This window comes from Streptomyces sp. NBC_01016 (genome assembly GCF_026341035.1).
GTDB lineage: Bacteria > Actinomycetota > Actinomycetes > Streptomycetales > Streptomycetaceae > Streptomyces.
Genome location: NZ_JAPEOQ010000001.1, coordinates 2,127,689 through 2,144,101, shown reverse-complemented (window position 1 = coordinate 2,144,101; position 16,413 = coordinate 2,127,689). Strand labels below are relative to the sequence as shown.

Annotated in this window: 16 protein-coding genes; 9 read left to right on the top strand and 7 right to left on the bottom strand. The window is 70.0% G+C overall.

What is annotated here, in order from left to right:
• Positions 1 to 3 precede the first annotated feature (3 nt).
• Together OG746_RS10140 and ychF are read right to left on the bottom strand one after the other, a co-directional pair.
• Entirely contained in the window at positions 4 to 1,083 is a 1,080-nt protein-coding gene (locus OG746_RS10140) for an NAD(P)H-dependent amine dehydrogenase family protein (RefSeq protein WP_266713627.1), read from the bottom strand.
• 63 nt (positions 1,084 to 1,146) lie between these two features.
• On the bottom strand, positions 1,147 to 2,235 hold the full coding sequence (gene ychF, locus OG746_RS10135; RefSeq protein ID WP_266713625.1) for a redox-regulated ATPase YchF: 1,089 nt from the start codon (positions 2,233 to 2,235) through the stop codon (positions 1,147 to 1,149).
• A 159-nt stretch (positions 2,236 to 2,394) separates the two neighbouring features.
• Between ychF and OG746_RS10130 the strand changes: the two genes are divergently transcribed.
• Entirely contained in the window at positions 2,395 to 3,024 is a 630-nt protein-coding gene (locus OG746_RS10130; RefSeq protein WP_266713623.1) for a DUF6542 domain-containing protein, read from the top strand.
• Positions 3,025 to 3,094: 70 nt separating this feature from the next.
• Here the strand turns inward: OG746_RS10130 and ppgK are convergent, their stop codons facing one another.
• Both ppgK and OG746_RS10120 read right to left on the bottom strand, forming a co-directional pair.
• Positions 3,095 to 3,844, bottom strand: a complete 750-nt coding sequence (ppgK, locus tag OG746_RS10125; protein WP_266713621.1) for a polyphosphate--glucose phosphotransferase — start codon at positions 3,842 to 3,844, stop codon at positions 3,095 to 3,097.
• Positions 3,845 to 3,873: 29 nt separating this feature from the next.
• Positions 3,874 to 4,929 (bottom strand): 4-hydroxy-3-methylbut-2-enyl diphosphate reductase, encoded by a 1,056-nt coding sequence (locus tag OG746_RS10120; RefSeq protein WP_266713619.1) that lies wholly within the window; start codon positions 4,927 to 4,929, stop codon positions 3,874 to 3,876.
• 92 nt (positions 4,930 to 5,021) lie between these two features.
• On the opposite strand from OG746_RS10120, the gene OG746_RS10115 reads away from it, so the two are divergent.
• The 4 genes from OG746_RS10115 (at position 5,022) to OG746_RS10100 (ending at position 8,727) form a co-directional block, all read left to right on the top strand.
• A complete protein-coding gene (locus OG746_RS10115; RefSeq protein ID WP_266718831.1) occupies positions 5,022 to 6,401 on the top strand; it encodes an APC family permease in 1,380 nt (459 codons plus the stop codon).
• Positions 6,402 to 6,480: 79 nt separating this feature from the next.
• Positions 6,481 to 7,692, top strand: coding sequence for an exodeoxyribonuclease VII large subunit (gene xseA / locus OG746_RS10110; RefSeq protein ID WP_266713617.1), 1,212 nt, complete (start codon positions 6,481 to 6,483; stop codon positions 7,690 to 7,692).
• Between the two features lie 14 nt (positions 7,693 to 7,706).
• The gene (locus OG746_RS10105) at positions 7,707 to 7,970 is read left to right on the top strand and encodes an exodeoxyribonuclease VII small subunit (RefSeq protein ID WP_266713615.1); all 264 of its coding nucleotides are present in this window, start codon (positions 7,707 to 7,709) and stop codon (positions 7,968 to 7,970) included.
• A 166-nt stretch (positions 7,971 to 8,136) separates the two neighbouring features.
• Positions 8,137 to 8,727, top strand: coding sequence for a malonic semialdehyde reductase (locus OG746_RS10100; protein ID WP_266713613.1), 591 nt, complete (start codon positions 8,137 to 8,139; stop codon positions 8,725 to 8,727).
• Between the two features lie 82 nt (positions 8,728 to 8,809).
• Here OG746_RS10100 and OG746_RS10095 read toward each other — a convergent pair whose 3' ends face one another.
• Positions 8,810 to 9,352 carry a DUF4245 domain-containing protein gene (locus tag OG746_RS10095; protein WP_266718829.1) on the bottom strand — a complete coding sequence of 181 codons (543 nt, stop codon included), beginning with the start codon at positions 9,350 to 9,352 and terminating at the stop codon, positions 8,810 to 8,812.
• Between the two features lie 204 nt (positions 9,353 to 9,556).
• Here OG746_RS10095 and glpX point away from each other — a divergent pair, with 204 nt between their 5' ends.
• Positions 9,557 to 10,591 (top strand): class II fructose-bisphosphatase, encoded by a 1,035-nt coding sequence (glpX, locus tag OG746_RS10090; protein ID WP_266713611.1) that lies wholly within the window; start codon positions 9,557 to 9,559, stop codon positions 10,589 to 10,591.
• A 150-nt stretch (positions 10,592 to 10,741) separates the two neighbouring features.
• Here the strand turns inward: glpX and OG746_RS10085 are convergent, their stop codons facing one another.
• Positions 10,742 to 11,107, bottom strand: coding sequence for a WhiB family transcriptional regulator (locus OG746_RS10085; protein ID WP_266713609.1), 366 nt, complete (start codon positions 11,105 to 11,107; stop codon positions 10,742 to 10,744).
• Positions 11,108 to 11,266: 159 nt separating this feature from the next.
• On the bottom strand, positions 11,267 to 11,953 hold the full coding sequence (locus tag OG746_RS10080; RefSeq protein ID WP_266713607.1) for a DUF1707 SHOCT-like domain-containing protein: 687 nt from the start codon (positions 11,951 to 11,953) through the stop codon (positions 11,267 to 11,269).
• Between the two features lie 166 nt (positions 11,954 to 12,119).
• Here OG746_RS10080 and OG746_RS10075 point away from each other — a divergent pair, with 166 nt between their 5' ends.
• The 3 genes from OG746_RS10075 (at position 12,120) to fomD (ending at position 16,039) form a co-directional block, all read left to right on the top strand.
• Positions 12,120 to 13,796 (top strand): fumarate hydratase, encoded by a 1,677-nt coding sequence (locus OG746_RS10075; RefSeq protein ID WP_266713605.1) that lies wholly within the window; start codon positions 12,120 to 12,122, stop codon positions 13,794 to 13,796.
• 94 nt (positions 13,797 to 13,890) lie between these two features.
• Positions 13,891 to 15,288 carry a class II fumarate hydratase gene (locus tag OG746_RS10070; protein ID WP_266718827.1) on the top strand — a complete coding sequence of 466 codons (1,398 nt, stop codon included), beginning with the start codon at positions 13,891 to 13,893 and terminating at the stop codon, positions 15,286 to 15,288.
• A 73-nt stretch (positions 15,289 to 15,361) separates the two neighbouring features.
• Positions 15,362 to 16,039: a cytidylyl-2-hydroxypropylphosphonate hydrolase gene (gene fomD, locus OG746_RS10065; RefSeq protein WP_266713604.1), complete on the top strand. Its 678-nt coding sequence runs from the start codon at positions 15,362 to 15,364 to the stop codon at positions 16,037 to 16,039.
• Positions 16,040 to 16,413 lie beyond the last annotated feature (374 nt).

Here is a 16,413-nt window from a genome sequence, read left to right as displayed (position 1 = left end):
CGCTCATTGCTTGCTCCTTCCGAGCTTTCCGGTCGCGGGGCGCAGCGGGACGTCGAGCGCGTCGTAGAGTCCGGGTTCCGCGGCCACGAGCCAGTCGATGGCGCCGACCAGGCGGCCGACCGCGGTGGCGTTGCCGCCCGCCGACCGGTTCTCGCCCTCGTCGGTGGCCTCGACCGTGACCTCGATGCGCGGGCGGCCCTCGATGATCACCCGGTGGGCACCCGCGCCGTCGGGCGGTGTCGGCCAGTCCGGTGCGCAGGACGGGTGGATGCGGGTGACGTGCTCGATGACGATGCGGGGTTCGCCGCCGACGATGCCCTGCACCTCGAACCGCACCGCGCCCTGGGTGCCCGCCTCGAAGTCGCCCATCGTGCGGGTGGTCACCGACGAGTCGAGCGCGCGGCGCTCCAACGTCTCGCGGATGTCGTCGAGTTCGACGCCCAGGGCCCTGGCCATCAGCCGGATCTGACCGCCCCACACCATGGTCGGGACGCTCTCCGCGAGCATCAGCGGCTCATAGCCCATGGGGTGCCCCATGCCGATCAGGTGGCGTACGGAATCCTCCTGGTCGTACGTGGAGTAGTCGAAGATCTCCTGGCAGCGGATCGCGTCGACGGTGCTGCCGAGTCCGCTGACGAGGAGCGGCAGTACGTCGTTGCCCCAGCCGGGATCGACACCGGACACGAACAGCGAGCCGCCGCCGTCCGCGATGGCGGCGAGGACCGGATCCCGCAGTTCGGGCGGGGCGTTGCGCTGGTCGTAGAGGGCGTAGAGCGCGGGGGTGACGACCACGGCGCCGGCCCGGACCGCCCTGGCGATGTCGGCGAGGGCGTCGTCGGGGCGGAGGTCGCCGGAGGCCGCGTACACCACGGCCCGCGGCGATGCGCCAAGGACCGCGTCGATGTCGTCGGTCGCCGGGACCCCCAGATCCTGCTCGAGCCCGGCGAGGTCGGCCGCGTCGCGGCCGACCTTGTCGGGGGCGTGGACGAGCACTGCCGTGAGCTTCAGCCCCGGGTGGGCCGCGACGGCACGGATGGCCGCGCGGCCGACATTTCCGGTACCCCAGACAACCGTCGGAATCATGCGGCGGAGGGTAACCAGAGGACGTATCAGTTCATAGAGCCATGACCGGCGAGATTTGACCCGCTACACGTTGAAGCGGAACTCCACCACGTCGCCGTCCTGCATCACGTAGTCCTTGCCCTCCATGCGCGCCTTGCCGGCCGCGCGGGCGTCGGCGACCGAGCCCGTCTCGACCAGGTCGGCGAAGGAGATGACCTCGGCCTTGATGAAGCCCTTCTGGAAGTCGGTGTGGATGACACCGGCCGCCTCGGGGGCCGTGGCGCCCTTCTTGATCGTCCAGGCACGGGACTCCTTGGGGCCTGCCGTCAGGTAGGTCTGGAGGCCGAGGGTGTTGAAGCCGACCGTGGCGAGCGTGGCGAGGCCGGGCTCCTCCTGGCCGACGGACTGGAGGAGTTCGAGGGCCTCCTCCTCGTCGAGCTCGGCGAGGTCCGCCTCCAGCTTGGCGTTGAGGAAGATCGCCTCGGCCGGGGCGACGAGCGCGCGCTGCTCGTCCTTGAAGGCCTCGTCGGTCAGCTCGTCCTCGTCGACGTTGAAGACGTAGAGGAAGGGCTTCGTCGTGAGGAGGTGCAGGTCGTGGAGGAGCTCCTCGTTGTCGGAGCCCTGGACGATGCCCTGGGAGGACAGCGTCTCGCCCTTCTCCAGGATCTCCTTGGCCGCCTCGACCGCCTTGACCTTCGGAGCGATGTCCTTCTTGATGCGCGACTCCTTCTGGAGGCGCGGAAGGACCTTCTCGATGGTCTGGAGGTCGGCGAGGATCAGCTCGGTGTTGATCGTCTCGATGTCGCTCTTCGGCTCGACCTTGCCGTCCACGTGCACGACGTTCTCGTCCTGGAAGGCGCGGATGACCTGGCAGATCGCGTCGGACTCGCGAATGTTCGCCAGGAACTTGTTGCCCAGGCCCTCGCCCTCGGAGGCGCCGCGCACGATGCCCGCGATGTCGACGAAGTCGACCGTGGCCGGGAGCACCTTCTGGGAGGAGAAGATCTCCGCCAGCTTCGTGAGGCGGGCGTCGGGGACACCGACCACGCCGACGTTCGGTTCGATCGTGGCGAACGGGTAGTTGGCCGCGAGCACGTCGTTCTTGGTCAGGGCGTTGAACAGGGTCGACTTGCCGACATTCGGCAGACCGACGATTCCGATCGTGAGCGACACGTTGCGACTTCCCGTACGTCATGTGGTGGTGTGGGGCAGGGCGATCCACCAGTCTACGGCCTCGCCCGACCCGGCCGACTTCCGCCAAGCGCGGTCAAGCTCGGCCAAAGTGCGTGTCCCTTGGCCTATTGGGCACATAAGCGCATCTATCTTGGGCTTGTGGAGCAACCCAGGACGCGTCCCCCGCAGGCCAGGCCCCGCCGCACGGCCCCGCTGCCGCCGCAGGCGCAGGGCGGCCAGGACGGCGCCGTGCCGTCCGGTGAGTCCGCCACCGTGTACCGCGCCGCCGGTGGGGGCCCGGCTCCCGGGCGCCGCCCCCTCCGCTTCCCGAACCCACGGCTCACGGGGCGGGGCAGCGGACTGTTCTGCATCGCCGCGATGCTGGTCTTCGGGTCCCTCGACCAGCTGCTGTTCGGGGGCTCCCCGGCCGTCTACGGAGTGCTGTTCCTGCTCGTCAGCGGGCTTACGGCGGTGTGGGTGCGGGGCGCGGACCTGGTGACGGCGCCGGTCGTGGTGCCGATCGCGTTCGCCGTCGGCATCGTGCCGATCTCCGAGGGCACGGGTGGCTTCGGGCAGCAGGTCATGGGGGTCGCGACGACGCTCGCCATGAGCGCGATCTGGCTGTACGGCGGGACGCTCATCACCGGTGTGCTCGTGACCGTACGGAAGGTGCGGCTCATGGCCCGGCGGGCCGCGGTGCGGCGGGCCGGTGGCCGGCAGCCGTCCGCCGCGCAGCCCTCGTCCCAGTCCTCTTCCCAGGCGCCGGGACCACGGCGCCGTACTGCGTAGTCGACTGCGCGTAGCCGACCCCACGTAGATTCGACTGCGCGCAGTTGACTTCCGAAGAGCGAGGCGGGCACTACGCGCGCGATGCCGTCATCGCCGCTCCCACGATCCCCGCGTTGTTCTGCAGCTCGGCCGGGACGATCTCGGCCTTGATGCCCTTGATCAGCGGCAGGAACTTGTGCGCCTTGCGGCTGACCCCGCCGCCGATGATGAACAGCTCGGGCGAGCAGAGCATCTCCACGTGCGCCAGGTACTTCTGCACGCGGTGCGCCCAGTGCTCCCAGCTGAGGTCGTGGTCCTCGCGCGCCTTCGTGGAGGCGTGCTTCTCCGCGTCGTGCCCGTTCAGCTCCAGGTGGCCCAGTTCCGTGTTCGGCACGAGGACGCCGTCGGTGAACAGGGCGCTCCCGATGCCCGTACCGAAGGTGAGCAGCAGCACGGTGCCCTTGCGGCCGCGGCCCGCGCCGAAGTTCATCTCGGCGACGCCCGCGGCGTCCGCGTCGTTGAGCACCGTGACCGGGAGCCCGCCGAGCTTCTTGCTCAGCAGGGCCCGCGCGTCCACGTCGACCCAGCTCTTGTCGACGTTCGCCGCCGTGCGCACCGTGGCGCCGCCGGTGACGACGCCGGGGAACGTGATGCCGACCCGGTCGGGCCGCACGTCGGCGAAGTGGTCGATGACCTGCTTGACCCCGTCGGCCACGCCCTCGGGCGTGGCCGGGTGCGGGGTCAGCACCTTGTGGCGCTCCTGGGCGAGATCGCCGCGCTCCAGGTCGACCGGGGCGCCCTTGATCCCGGATCCGCCGATGTCCACACCGAAGATCTGCATGACTCCACGTTACGGCGGGAGACCGACAGTCACTCCTTGGAAGCGGACTCTCCGGCTTCGCCGACCAGCGACTGGGCCTCCGCGCGCAGGTCGCGGCGGAGCTCCTTGGGCAGCGAGAACGTGATCGACTCCTCGGCCGCCTTCACGATCTCCACGTCCGCGTAGTCGCGCTTCGACAGGTACTCCAGGACCTCCTCGACGAGGACGTCCGGGACCGAGGCACCGGAGGTGACGCCGACGGTCGTGACGCCGTCCAGCCAGGACTCGTCGATCTCGGAGGCGTAGTCCACGAGGTGGGCGTCGCGGGCGCCGGCCAGCTTGGCGACCTCGACGAGACGCACGGAGTTCGAGGAGTTGCGCGAGCCGACGACGATGACGAGGTCGGACTCGGCGCCCATCTGCTTCACGGCGAGCTGACGGTTCTGGGTGGCGTAGCAGATGTCGTCGCTGGGCGGCGAGATCAGTCCGGGGAACTTGCCCTTGAGGGCGTCGACGGTCTCCATCGTCTCGTCGACGGAGAGCGTGGTCTGGGAGAGCCAGACGACCTTCTCCGGGTCGCGGACCTCGACCTTGGCGACGTCCTCGGGGCCGTCGACGAGCGTGATGTGCTCGGGGGCCTCGCCGGACGTGCCGACGACCTCTTCGTGGCCCTCGTGTCCGATCAGGAGGATGTCGAAGTCGTCCTTGGCGTAGCGGATCGCCTCCTTGTGGACCTTGGTCACCAGGGGGCAGGTGGCGTCGATGGTGGCGAGCTTGCCGCGCTCGGCCTCTTCGTGGACGGTCGGTGCGACACCGTGCGCCGAGAACATCACGATGGAGCCCTCGGGGACCTCCTCCGTCTGCTCGACGAAGATGGCGCCCTTCCTCTCCAGGGTCTGCACGACGTACTTGTTGTGCACGATCTCGTGGCGGACATAGATGGGCGCCCCGAACTGCTCGAGGGCCTTCTCGACGGCGATCACGGCACGGTCCACACCGGCGCAGTAACCCCGGGGGGCGGCGAGCAGGACGCGGCGGTTGTCACTGCGACGCGGAGCGTCTCCGCTTGGGGTGGTGGCGGGCGGCGGGCCGGGAGTTGCAGTCATGCCCCCATCGTAAGGGCCACCCCAGGGGGCCAAAGATCGTCCTGGTGGGGAGACTGGGTGTCTGCGCGGTGTACGAGATCTACGGAGGCACGATGTCCGCCGACACCACCCAAGAAGAGACCGCCCTGCGGCGCTGTCTCGGCTTCCGGGACCTCGTGGTCTACGGGCTCCTCTTCATCGCCCCCATGGCGCCCGTCGGCGTCTTCGGCACCCTGGACGCGAAATCGCACGGTGCGGTCGCCCTCGTCTACATCGTCGCGACGATCGCGATGGCGTTCACCGCATTCAGTTACGCGCAGATGGTGCAGGTGGCCCCGCAGGCGGGCTCGGTCTTCGCCTACGCGCGCGCGGGTCTCGGAAAGGGCCCCGGGTTCATCGCGGGCTGGATGGCGATGCTCGACTACGTACTGATCCCCGCGGTCGCGTATCTCTTCGCCGGCATCGCGATGAACTCGCTCGTCCCCTCGGTCTCCCAGTGGGTGTGGACGGCGCTCGCGGTGGTGATCACGACGCTGCTCAACCTGTGGGGTGTGCGGGCCGCGGCGCGGGTCGGGTTCGCGGTCCTGGCGCTGGAGATCGTGGTCCTGCTGGTCTTCATGGTCTCGGCGGTCGTGGTCCTGGCCACGGACGGGCCGCGGCGCGACTGGCTGTCCCCGCTGACGGGCGACGGCACGCAGGGCGCGTTCGCGCTGTCGGCGGTGATCGGCGCGGTGTCCGTGGCGGTCCTCTCGTACCTGGGCTTCGACGCCATCGCGTCGTTCGCGGAGGAGGTCACCGGGGGCTCGGCGAAGGTCGCGCGGGCCGTGCTGTTCTGCCTCGTCTTCACCGGTGTGCTGTTCGTCGCGCAGACCTACTTGGTCGCCCTGCTCGAACCCACCACGTCGGCGCAGCTCGCCGCCGACCCCGGAAAGCAGGGCAGCGCCTTCTACGACGCCGTGGACGCGTCCGTGGGCTCGTGGCTGCACGACCTGGTGGCGGTGAGCAAGGCGATCGGCGCGGCGTTCGCGGCGCTCGCCGGGCAGGCGGCGGCCGGGCGGCTGCTCTTCGCGATGGCCCGCGACCGGCGGCTGCCGAAGGCGCTCTCGCGGACGTACGCCGGGGTGCCGCGGGTGGCGCTGCTGCTCGCCGCGGTGATCACGCTCGTCGCGGCGGTGTGGGCGGCCAGCCGGGACGACGGCATGGACCACTTGGTCTCGGTCGTCGACATCGGCGCCCTGACGGCCTTCACGCTGCTGCACGCGAGCGTGGTGGGGTATTTCGCGGTACGTCGCCGTGGCGGCGCGGTGAGCTGGTGGCGGCACATCCTGATTCCGGTCGTCGGCGCGGTGATCACCGTCGCGGTGATCGTCGAGGCATCGAGTACGGCGCAGGTGGTGGGCGCGATCTGGCTGGTCATCGGGCTCGTGGTGCTCGCGGTGCAGCGGGGCCGGGAGCCGGCCGTGCCGTCGGCGGACGGCGACACGGCGGGCTGAGGCCCCAGGGCCTCGGCCGCGCGGGGCACCGGCACCCGGGACCACCTGCGATGTCGGTGCCTGCGACTACGCTCACGGCATGGCTGTCAACACGTCCGCGGACGCCCCGCTGCCCGTCGGGCAGGTGTCGCGGCTCATCGGGGGATGGATCGACCGGCTCGGCGCCGTGTGGGTCGAGGGACAGATCACGCAGCTGTCCCGCAGACCGGGCGCGGGCGTCGTGTTCCTGACGCTGCGCGACACGTCGCACGAGATCTCCGTGGCGGTGACCTGCTACCGGCAGGTGTTCGACGCGGTGGCGGACGTGGTGCGCGAGGGTTCCCGCGTCGTCGTGCACGCGAAGCCGGAGTGGTACGCGCCGCGCGGGCAGCTCTCGCTGCGGGCCGCCGAGATCCGCCCGGTCGGCGTCGGTGAACTGCTCGCGCGCCTGGAGCAGTTGAAGAAGGCGCTGGGCGCGGAGGGCCTGTTCGCGGACGACCGCAAGAAGCCGCTGCCGTTCCTGCCGCAGCTCATCGGCCTGGTCTGCGGCCGCGCCTCGGCCGCGGAGCGCGACGTGCTGGAGAACGCGCGGCACCGCTGGCCCGCCGTCCGCTTCGAGGTGCGCAACGTACCGGTGCAGGGGGTGCACGCGGTGCCGCAAGTGGTCCAGGCCGTCAAGGAATTGGACGCGCTCGACGGCGTCGACGTGATCATCGTGGCGCGCGGCGGCGGCAGCGTGGAGGACCTGCTCCCGTTCTCCGACGAACAGCTGGTGCGGACGGTGTCCTCCTGCCGTACGCCCGTCGTCTCCGCGATCGGACACGAGCCGGACAACCCGCTGCTCGACTACGTGGCCGACCTGCGCGCCTCGACGCCGACGGACGCGGCGAAGAAGGTCGTACCGGACGTCGGCGAGGAGTACGAGCGGGTGAGCTGGCTGCGGGACCGGGCCAGGCGCAGCGTCGAGGCGCTCCTGGAGCGGGAGGAGCGGGGCCTCGCGGCGGCGCTCTCCCGGCCTTCGATAGAGGACCCGCACCGCATGGTCGACGAGCGCGAGGAACAGATCGCGGCGCTGACCGAGCGCTCCCGCCGCACCCTCGGCCACCTCCTCGACCGCGCCGAGTCGGAGCTGACGCACACGCACGCGCGCGTGGTCGCGCTCTCCCCCGCGGCCACCCTGAAGCGGGGTTACGCGGTGCTCCAGAAGCCGGACGGGCATGTGGTGCGCGGCCCGGACGAGGTGGCGGGGGACGAGGAGCTGCGGGCCCGCGTCGCCGAGGGCGAATTCACCGTACGAGTAACCGAAGCGTGAGGACGGACAACAGGATGGCTACGAAGACGGCACAGCCGGCCGACGAGGCGCTCGGCTACGAGCAGGCGCGGGACGAACTGATCGATGTCGTACGGCGCCTGGAGGCCGGCGGCACGTCCCTGGAGGAGTCCCTCGCCCTGTGGGAGCGCGGCGAGGAGCTGGCGAAGGTGTGCCGCCGCTGGCTGGACGGCGCGCGTGCCCGCCTGGACGCGGCGCTCGCGGAGGAGGGCGAGGAGGCCGAGGGGACCGGGGAGACCGAGGGCGCCGACGAGGAGTGACGCGCCCCTCGGGTCGACCGGCCGCCCACCCGTGACCCCCTTGTGAAGAGGGTCACGAAGCGTTTGGTTGAAGGTTGAACCTCATCGGCGTACCGTCTTCCATGTGGGCCGATCCGGACAGAACGGATCGCCGCAGCCGTGACCGTCGCACCGAGAAGGTTGATCCATGTCTCTCGTTCTTGACCCCGCCGCGCAGGACCTGCTGTTCCGCGAGGCCCGCACCGCGAACACGTTCTCGTCGGAGCCCGTGACCGACGAGCAGATCGCCGCGATCTACGACCTGGTCAAGTACGGCCCGACCGCCTTCAACCAGTCGCCGCTGCGCATCACCCTGGTCCGCTCCGACGAGGCCCGCGAGCGCCTCGTCAAGCACATGGCCGAGGGCAACCAGCCGAAGACCGCCACCGCCCCGCTGGTCGCGATCCTCTCCACGGACCACGAGTTCCACGAGGAGCTGCCGCAGCTCTTCCCGCACGCCCCGGGCATCGCGGACATGTTCTTCTCCGAGCGCCCCGTCCGCGAGCAGGCCGGCACGCTGAACGCGACGCTGCAGGCCGCCTACTTCATCATCGGCGTGCGCGCCGCCGGCCTGTCCGCCGGCCCGATGACCGGCTTCGACTTCGCCGGTGTCCAGAAGGAGTTCCTGGACGACGACCACACCCCGCTGATGGTCATCAACATCGGCAAGCCGGGCGAGGACGCCTGGTTCCCGCGCTCCCCGCGCCTGGAGCAGGAGCAGGTCATCACGACCATCTGAGTTCCGCGCTGACGTACGAGGAAGGGCCCCGGCTTCGGCCGGGGCCCTTCCTCGTACGTGGTGGATGTGGTGAACCGAGCGGTCACACCTTCTCGCGCTTCGCCTCCAGCGCCTCGGCCATCTTCGTCAGTCCGCCGAAGTCGGCCGTGCCGGTCACCACCGTGGTGGAGCCCTTCTGCTTCAGCACCAGGGCGTCGTACTTCTCGCCCTTGTAGCGCTCCCAGGTCTCGCCGCCGATCCGCTGCGTGCGACCGGTCGCCGACGCACCCTGGCTCACCTTGTCGATGAACCCCTTCGACGCTCCGGACGCCTGCTCGACGGCGACGTACTGCCCGTCCGGGTCGAGGAACCCGAGGTGCCACGCGTCGTTCGAAGTGCCCTGGTAGCGCACGGAGGTCGGCTTCCAGTCGTGCGAGAGGCCCGCGGGGGCGGCCACCGGGTACGGCGCCGCACGGCGGGCCGTCGACAGCTCGACCTTGTAGTCGACGCGCTTGACCTGCGGCTCACCGGAATCGTCGTGCGGGACGAAGAGGTAGATCACGCCGGCCGCGACGACGCAGACGCCGAGCGAGAGGACCAGGCTGCCGACCGTTTTCTTACCGTTTCTTGCTGCCACGCGCCCCATCGTCGCAGGTCGCCGGATGATCTCTGCCGGGAGGTCCGGATTCACGTAGTCCGACATGCGCATGCCCGCTCATCCGTGGGGCGGTCTGCTCAGATTGTCGGACTGACGATAGAGTCCTCCCATACCAACCCCTCGTCCGGCCGTCGTCGTATCCCGGTGAAGCCGAACAATCCGGTGAATCCCGGAACAGAAAGGTGCGTCTCGATGACCGAGCATCACCAGCTTCCGTCCGAACTCGAGGTCCCTTCCGAGGCCCCCGACCGCAACCTTGCCCTGGAACTCGTCCGGGTCACCGAAGCCGCGGCGATGGCCGCCGGCCGCTGGGTGGGCCGCGGCGACAAGAACGGCGCGGACGGCGCGGCCGTGCGCGCCATGCGCGCCCTCGTCTCCACCGTCTCGATGAACGGCGTGGTCGTCATCGGTGAGGGCGAGAAGGACGAGGCCCCGATGCTCTTCAACGGGGAGCGGATCGGCGACGGGACCGGCGCCGAGGTCGACATCGCCGTCGACCCGATCGACGGCACGACGCTCTGCGCGAAGGGCATGCCGAACGCGATCGCCGTGCTCGCCGCCGCCGACCGCGGCACGATGTTCGACCCGTCCGCCGTGTTCTACATGGACAAGCTGGTCACCGGGCCCGAGGCCGCCGACTACGTGGACATCAACGCCCCGGTGTCGGTGAACATCCGCCGCGTCGCCAAGGCGAAGAAGCGCGCGCCCGAGGACATCACCGTGGTCATCCTCGACCGGCCGCGGCACGAGGGGATCATCAAGGAGGTCCGGGAGACCGGCGCCCGCATCAAGCTGATCTCGGACGGCGACGTCGCCGGTTCGATCCTCGCCGTGCGCGAGGGCAGCGGCGTCGACCTGCTGCTCGGCATCGGTGGCACGCCCGAGGGCATCATCTCGGCCTGCGCGATCAAGTGCCTGGGCGGTGTGATCCAGGGCAAGCTGTGGCCGAAGGACGACGAGGAGCGGCAGCGGGCGGTCGACGCGGGGCACGACCTGGACCGCGTGCTGTCCACGGACGACCTGGTCTCCGGCGAGAACATCTTCTTCGTCGCCACGGGGATCACCGACGGCGAGCTGCTGCGGGGGGTGCGGTACGACTCGGAGCGGGCGCACACGTCGTCGCTCGTGATGCGGTCGAAGTCCGGGACGATTCGGCAGATCGACTCCACGCATCGGCTGAGCAAGCTGCGTGCCTACAGCGCGATTGACTTCGACCGGGCGAAGTAGGTTGCGGGGGTCCGTGGTTGACGCCGCAGGGCGCTGCCCCGGACCCCGCGGGCTCTCGTCCAGAGGCGGGGTTGAAAAGATCGGGGCTCCGCCCCGGACCCCGCGCCTCAATCGCCGGCGGGGCTTGATTTAGCCGGTGCTTGAAATGGTTCAGCCGGCCAACGCCGTGCGCGGGGCGTTCTTGAGTTCGACCTCGCGGCGGCGCCGCCTCGCCAGGACCACTCGGCGCTCGGCCGCGGTGAGGCCACCCCACACCCCGTACGGCTCCGGCTGGAGCAGTGCGTGCTCCCGGCACTCGACCATGACGGGGCAGCGGGCACAGACCCGCTTGGCCGCCTCCTCGCGCGCGAGACGCGCGGCGGTCGGTTCCTTGGAAGGGGCGAAGAAGAGCCCCGCCTCGTCACGCCTGCACACCGCCTCCGTGTGCCATGGAGCGTCCTGATCCCTGCCCCTGACTGGCTCGCGCTGCTGCGGTACGGCGGTGACCTGCAGGGACTGATGCGGCGGGTGCAGCACGGTCTACTCCTGACGACGGCTGACGACGGCTTTCGCGAGCGGGCGACGATGCAGCAAGCTCTACCCGCTGTGTCGGCTCCTATGCACTGAGTTCCGAAGCACGGAAGTTCCAGAGCACATAAGGGAGTTCACCGCCCGGCAGCCACCGGGGCGCCGGCGTCAGCCGAGGTGCTTGCGCAGGTGCTTCTCCAGGTTCTGGATGAGCTTGCCGCGCTTCGGCTTCGCCTCGATGTTCCCGAGGACCGCCACCCCGTCCACGTACACGACGGGCGCCTCGGGCTCGCGCGCGTCCAGCGTGTCCACCTCGAAGTTGCCGAGGACGCCCGCGCCGCTGCCGCGCAGCGAGATGTTCTCGGGGACGCGGATCTCCACGTTGCCGAACACGGAGACCGCCTTGATGTACACCTGCGGGTACTCGAAGATCGCCTCGCTGAGGTCGATCTCCACGTTGCCGAAGATCGCGTACGCGTGCGTGCGGCGGCCCACCCGCCAACGGCCCTTGCGCGTCGTGGAGCTGAGGACCGCCACCAGGTTCTCGTCGGCCACCGCGGGGACCGTGCCGGGCGCCGGCCGGCTCGGGGCGGGACCCGGGTCGGGCGCGGGGCGGTGCGGCGCGTGGGTGCCCGGCAAGTCGCGGACCAGCGGCTCCAGTTCACCGACCGTCTTGGCGCGGTAGACCCCGTCGATCCGCTCGGCGTGCTCCTCCGCGTCGAGCCGGCCCTCCGCGAGTGCCTCGCGCAGGATGTCGGCGATCCGGTCGCGGTCGGCGTCGGACGCGCGCAGGTCGGTGGGCTCCGCCACGGGAGCACTGGGCGCGGGCTGCGAAGGGCGCTTTTGAAGGTCCACGACAGCAGAGTACCGAAACGCGATAGATCGCGACACCCCCCGTCCTGGACCGCCAGGGGCCAACTGAGCCTTACCTCACAGGCTCGGCCGCCCGACCAGGTTCTACGCTGGTTGGCGCTGCCAACGGATGCCAGCTGCTGTCTCTGTCGAGTGAGGAATGGGCGAGATGCCTGAGTTCGCGTACACCGATCTGCTTCCCCAAGGTGAGGACCCCACCACGTACCGGTTGGTGACCTCGGAGGGTGTCTCCACCGCTGAGGGGCCGGACGGCCGTACGTTCCTGAAGGTCGAGCCGGAGGCGCTGCGCAAGCTCGCCGAAGAGGCCATCCACGACATCCAGCACTACCTGCGCCCGACGCACCTCGCGCAGCTGCGCCGCATCATCGACGACCCCGAGGCGTCCGGCAACGACAAGTTCGTCGCGCTCGACCTGCTGAAGAACGCCAACATCGCGGCCGCGGGCGTGCTCCCCATGTGCCAGGACACCGGCACCGCCATCGTCATGGGCAAGCGCGGGCAGAACGTCCTCACCGAAGGTGAGGACGAGAAGTCCCTCAGCAAGGGCATCTACGACGCCTACCAGAACCTGAACCTGCGCTACTCGCAGATGGCCCCGCTGAACATGTGGGAGGAGAAGAACACCGGCTCGAACCTCCCCGCGCAGATCGAGCTCTACGCGACGGACGGCGGCGCCTACAAGTTCCTCTTCATGGCCAAGGGCGGCGGCTCCGCCAACAAGTCGTTCCTGTACCAGGAGACGAAGGCCGTACTGAACGAGTCCTCCATGATGAAGTTCCTGGAGGAGAAGATCCGCTCCCTGGGCACGGCCGCCTGCCCGCCGTACCACCTCGCGATCGTCGTCGGCGGCACCTCCGCCGAGTACGCCCTGAAGACCGCCAAGTACGCCTCCGCGCACTACCTGGACGAGATCCCGGCCGAGGGCTCCGAGCTCGGGCACGGCTTCCGCGACAAGGAGCTGGAGGACAAGGTCTTCGAGCTGACGCAGAAGATCGGCATCGGCGCGCAGTTCGGCGGCAAGTACTTCTGCCACGACGTGCGCGTGGTGCGCCTGCCGCGGCACGGCGCGTCCTGCCCGGTCGCCATCGCGGTGTCCTGCTCCGCCGACCGCCAGGCCGTCGCGAAGATCACCGCCGAGGGCGTCTTCCTGGAGCAGTTGGAGACGGATCCGGCGCGCTTCCTGCCGGAGACGACCGACGAGCACCTCTCCGAGGACGAGTCGAGCGACGTCGTGAAGATCGACCTCAACCAGCCGATGGACGCGATCCTCGCCGAGCTGGCCAAGCACCCGGTGAAGACCCGCCTCTCCCTGACAGGCCCGCTCGTCGTCGCCCGCGACATCGCGCACGCCAAGATCAAGGAGCGCCTGGACGCCGGCGAGGAGATGCCGCAGTACCTGAAGGACCACCCCGTGTACTACGCGGGCCCGGCGAAGACCCCCGAGGGCTACGCGTCCGGTTCCTTCGGCCCGACCACGGCCGGCCGCATGGACTCCTACGTGGAGCAGTTCCAGGCCGCGGGCGGCTCCAAGGTCATGCTCGCCAAGGGCAACCGCTCCAAGCAGGTCACCGACGCGTGCGACGCGCACGGCGGCTTCTACCTCGGCTCCATCGGCGGCCCGGCCGCGCGTCTCGCGCAGGACTGCATCAAGAAGGTCGAGGTCGTCGAGTACGAGGAGCTCGGCATGGAGGCCGTCTGGAAGATCGAGGTCGAGGACTTCCCGGCGTTCATCGTCGTGGACGACAAGGGCAACGACTTCTTCCAGAACCCGGCGCCCGAGCCGACCTTCACGCACATCCCGGTGCGCGGCCCCGGCCTCTCGTAACCAGTAGGCATCACACGATGGTGGGGTTGTTCCGGCGTTCCGGAACAACCCCGCCGTCGTATTCGCTGTACCTGGTATGAGCGACGTATCCGGGATGAGCGAGACCGACGGCGAGTACCGCATCGAGCACGACTCCATGGGCGAGGTCCGCGTGCCCGCCGCCGCGAAGTGGCGGGCCCAGACGCAGCGCGCCGTGGAGAACTTCCCCATCTCCGGGCAGCGCATCGAGCGCGCCCACATCGAGGCCCTCGCCCGCATCAAGGGCGCGGCGGCCACGGTGAACGCGGAGCTCGGGGTGGTCGACAAGGACATCGCCGAGGCCGTCGCCGCGGCCGCCGCAGAGGTGGCCGAGGGCCGCTGGGACGACGAGTTCCCGATCGACGTGTTCCAGACCGGCTCCGGTACGTCGTCGAACATGAACACCAACGAGGTGCTTGCCACGCTCGCCACCGAGCGCCTGGGCCGCGACGTGCACCCGAACGACCACGTGAACGCCTCGCAGTCGTCCAACGATGTCTTTCCCTCCTCCATCCACATCGCCGCCACCGCCGCCGTCACCCACGACCTGATCCCGGCCCTCGAGCACCTGGCCGCGTCCCTGGAGCGCAAGTCCGCCGAGTTCGCCGATGTCGTGAAGTCGGGGCGTACGCATCTGATGGACGCGACGCCGGTGACTCTCGGCCAGGAGTTCGGCGGCTACGCGGCGCAGGTCCGGTACGGCGTCGAGCGGCTGACCGCCTCGCTCCCCCGCCTCGCCGAACTCCCCCTGGGCGGCACCGCGGTCGGCACGGGCATCAACACCCCGCCCGGCTTCTCGGCCGCCGTCATCGCCGAGGTCGCGCGCGCGACGGGGCTGCCGCTGACCGAGGCCCGCGACCACTTCGAGGCGCAGGGCGCGCGCGACGGGATCGTGGAGACGAGCGGCCAGCTGCGGACGATCGCCGTCGGCCTGACGAAGATCGCCAACGATCTGCGGTGGGCCGCGTCCGGACCGCGTACCGGGCTCGCGGAGATCAACCTCCCGGATCTGCAACCCGGTTCGTCGATCATGCCGGGCAAGGTGAATCCGGTCATTCCTGAGGCGACGCTGATGGTCGCGTCCCAGGTCACCGGCAACGACGCGACGGTCGCCGCGGCCGGCGCCGCGGGCAACTTCGAGCTGAACGTGATGCTCCCGGTGATCGCCAAGAACGTGCTGGAGTCCATCCGGCTGCTCGCCAACGTCTCCCGGCTGCTCGCCGACCGCACCGTCGACGGCATCACCGCCAACCGCGAGCGCGCCCGCGAGTACGCCGAGTCCTCCCCGTCCGTCGTCACGCCGCTCAACAAGTACATCGGCTACGAGGAGGCTGCCAAGGTCGCCAAGAAGTCGCTCGCCGAGCGGCGCACCATCCGTGAAGTCGTCCTCGACGGCGGCTATGTGGAGCGGGGCGACCTCACCGTGGAACAGCTCGACGAGGCGCTCGATGTCCTGCGGATGACGCGGCCGTAACAGCCCGTGGTCGGTTGGCGTATTCGTGATACGCACCGCAGCGTCGTATGCCGTTGGCACCTAATATCTGTGCATGACAGACGACTACCGGATGACCGAGAGTGGAGGGCGCTGGGCGCCCGGTGAGCCGATCCTGTGGCGCTACCGCGCCAACGGGGGCGACGGCTTCCACATCTGCCGTCCGGTCACGGTCGTCCAGGACACCGACGAGCTGCTCGCCGTGTGGATGGCGCCCGGCACCGAGTGCGTGAAGCCGGTGATCGCCGACGGCACGCCCGTTCACCGCGAGCCGCTCGCCACCCGCTACACCAAGCCCCGCACCCTTCAGCGCGACCGCTGGTCCGGCACGGGCGTGCTGAAGCTGGCGCGGCCCGGCGACCCCTGGTCGGTGTGGCTGTTCTGGGAGCCGGGCTGGAGGTTCCGCAATTGGTACGTGAACCTGGAGGCGCCGCGCGCCCGTTGGGCCGGGGGCGTCGACTCGGAGGACCACTTCCTCGACCTGTCGGTGTACCCGGACGGCAGCTGGCGCTGGCACGACGAGGACGAGTTCGCGCAGGCGCAGGCCGTGGGCCTGATGAGCCCCGCACAGGCGTCCGAGGTGCGGTCCGCGGGGCGCCTGGCGGTCGAGGCGATCGAGAACTGGCGGCGGCCGTTCCCGGACGGCTGGCAGCACTGGCGCCCGGACCCGGCGTGGCCGGTTCCCGCCCTGCCGGCCGACTGGGACCGTACGCCCGCGCACGTGTCCTCATGAGACCCTTGATGCGCCCCCATGGGGTAAACGTAGGATCGTCCTCCGCAAGAGAGCACCGGTCCGGATGTGCGGATTCCAGGGACAACTCTTGGCACGCACAACTGGTCTGACACGATGTCAACGAGGTCATCGAGGGGCGGCTGGACCGTGAACGTGGGCGAGACGACGCAGTGGGCGGGCCGGGACACGACGGCTGCCGGGACCGCGAGCAGAGCTGTCCGCAGGTCCCCGGCGTGCCCGGCCGCAGGGATTCCGTTCCCGGAGCGCGGGTTCCGGGTATCCGGTCCCCTACGGGACACGCCGCAGGTCACCGGCAGCGGCGCCACCCCCGACAGGCCCTGGCCCCAGCTGTTCCCCAACTGCCGGCGCACTGG